At 70.1% G+C, this 1,385-nt stretch carries 2 protein-coding genes; both read right to left on the bottom strand.

Going from position 1 to position 1,385, the window contains the following annotated elements:
- Positions 1-4: 4 nt before the first annotated feature.
- Positions 5-184: a hypothetical protein gene (locus ABGB08_RS54585; RefSeq protein ID WP_347608513.1), complete on the bottom strand. Its 180-nt coding sequence runs from the start codon at positions 182-184 to the stop codon at positions 5-7.
- Positions 185-195: 11 nt separating this feature from the next.
- Positions 196-1,385: IS701 family transposase (locus ABGB08_RS54580; RefSeq protein WP_347608510.1), on the bottom strand; the 1,190-nt coding region annotated here is incomplete at its 5' end.

Here is a 1,385-nt window from a genome sequence, read left to right as displayed (position 1 = left end):
GGTACTACATCCGTAGATGAGTAGGAAGCGGGTCGCCGCGTCGCCGGTAGTGGCTGATCAGCGCCCGGGTCTGGTGAACCATCCGGAACCGCGACCAGGCCAGCACGTGGTCGATGAGCTGGGTGGCGGGCAGGAACAGCCGGGCCAGGACACGGCGGATCTCCGCGACCGAAGGGCGGATCACCCGCCAGGGGGTCAGTGGGGCCGCTCCCGGGGGCGACGCGCTTTTCCCCGGCCTGCGGGCACCGAGCCTGAGGTGGGCGCATCGGCCGGGACGTCGGCGGCGGGGCCGGTCAGGCGAGCGCGGGTGGCCGCCAGGAAGGCCAGGGCGAGCATCGCGGTGGTGACGTGCCGGTGCCAGGGCGTCCACTTACGGACCTGGTACTGGGTGAGGCCGAGCAGGTCTTTGCCCTGCTCGTTGTTCTCCTCGACCGTCCACCGCATCCCGGCGATCGTGATGAGCTCGCTGATCGCGGCCCCGGCGGGAGCATGGGCGAGGAAGAACTCGATGTCAGCCGGGTCGGTGATCGACCGGCGGATCACCAGCAGGTGCTCGAAACCGGGGGCGGGCGGCTGGTCTTTGACAGTGACCGACACGCTGGTCCAGTCATACAGGCGGCTGCCCTTGGTCCCGGCCCCGCAGGAACGGCGTTCCCACAGGTCGGGGCGGCCGGACGCGAGCAGCCGGTCCAGCAGGTGCCCGGCCGGTTCGGCCCGGCCCTCCACGGTAACCAGCGGGAGATCGATCGGGACGGCCATCACGTACCCGATCCGATGATCGTGGCAGTGGCCGCGCAGTTGCGGGTCGCGGCCGTAGCCGGCGTCGGCGGTCAGCCACCGGAACGGGGTGGCGGCGGTGCGTTCCTCTTCCAGCATGTCGATCACCAGCTCGGGTTTGGTCCGGAAGACCACCTGCTCGGGCACACCGGCGTCCGCGCGGCGGGCCGGATCGCCGGCCCAGTCCCCGGGCAGGTACAAGCGCCGGTTGATGAAGGCGTGCCCGGCCGCCGAGGCGTAGGTGAGCATAGGCATGACCTGGCAGTTCTCGACCTGACCGGTGGCTCCGCAGTATTGGCGGGCCACCCCGACCGACCGTTTCCCCTTCTTGATCGCCTGGGTGTCATCGGCCACCAGCACGGCGTCGGTGCGGCCCAGATGCTCGACCACGTAGTCGCGGACCTGGTCACGCAGGGCATCGACGTCCCATTTCGCCCGATCCAGCAGGTGCTCGATGCGGTTGGCGGTGGAGTGCCCGACATGGTCGGACAACTGCCAGGAGTTCTTGCGCGGAACGTCGGCCAGCAGGCCGCGGACCAGATCACCGAAACTCGCCTTGGGTTCGGGCCGGACGAACAGCGGGTCAGCGACCCGTGCGGTCAGCGCGG

Source organism: Acrocarpospora sp. B8E8 (assembly GCF_039871605.1).
GTDB lineage: Bacteria > Actinomycetota > Actinomycetes > Streptosporangiales > Streptosporangiaceae > Acrocarpospora > Acrocarpospora macrocephala.
The sequence above is the reverse complement of the archived record's forward strand: the minus strand, read 5'-3'. Positions and strand labels throughout refer to the sequence as shown.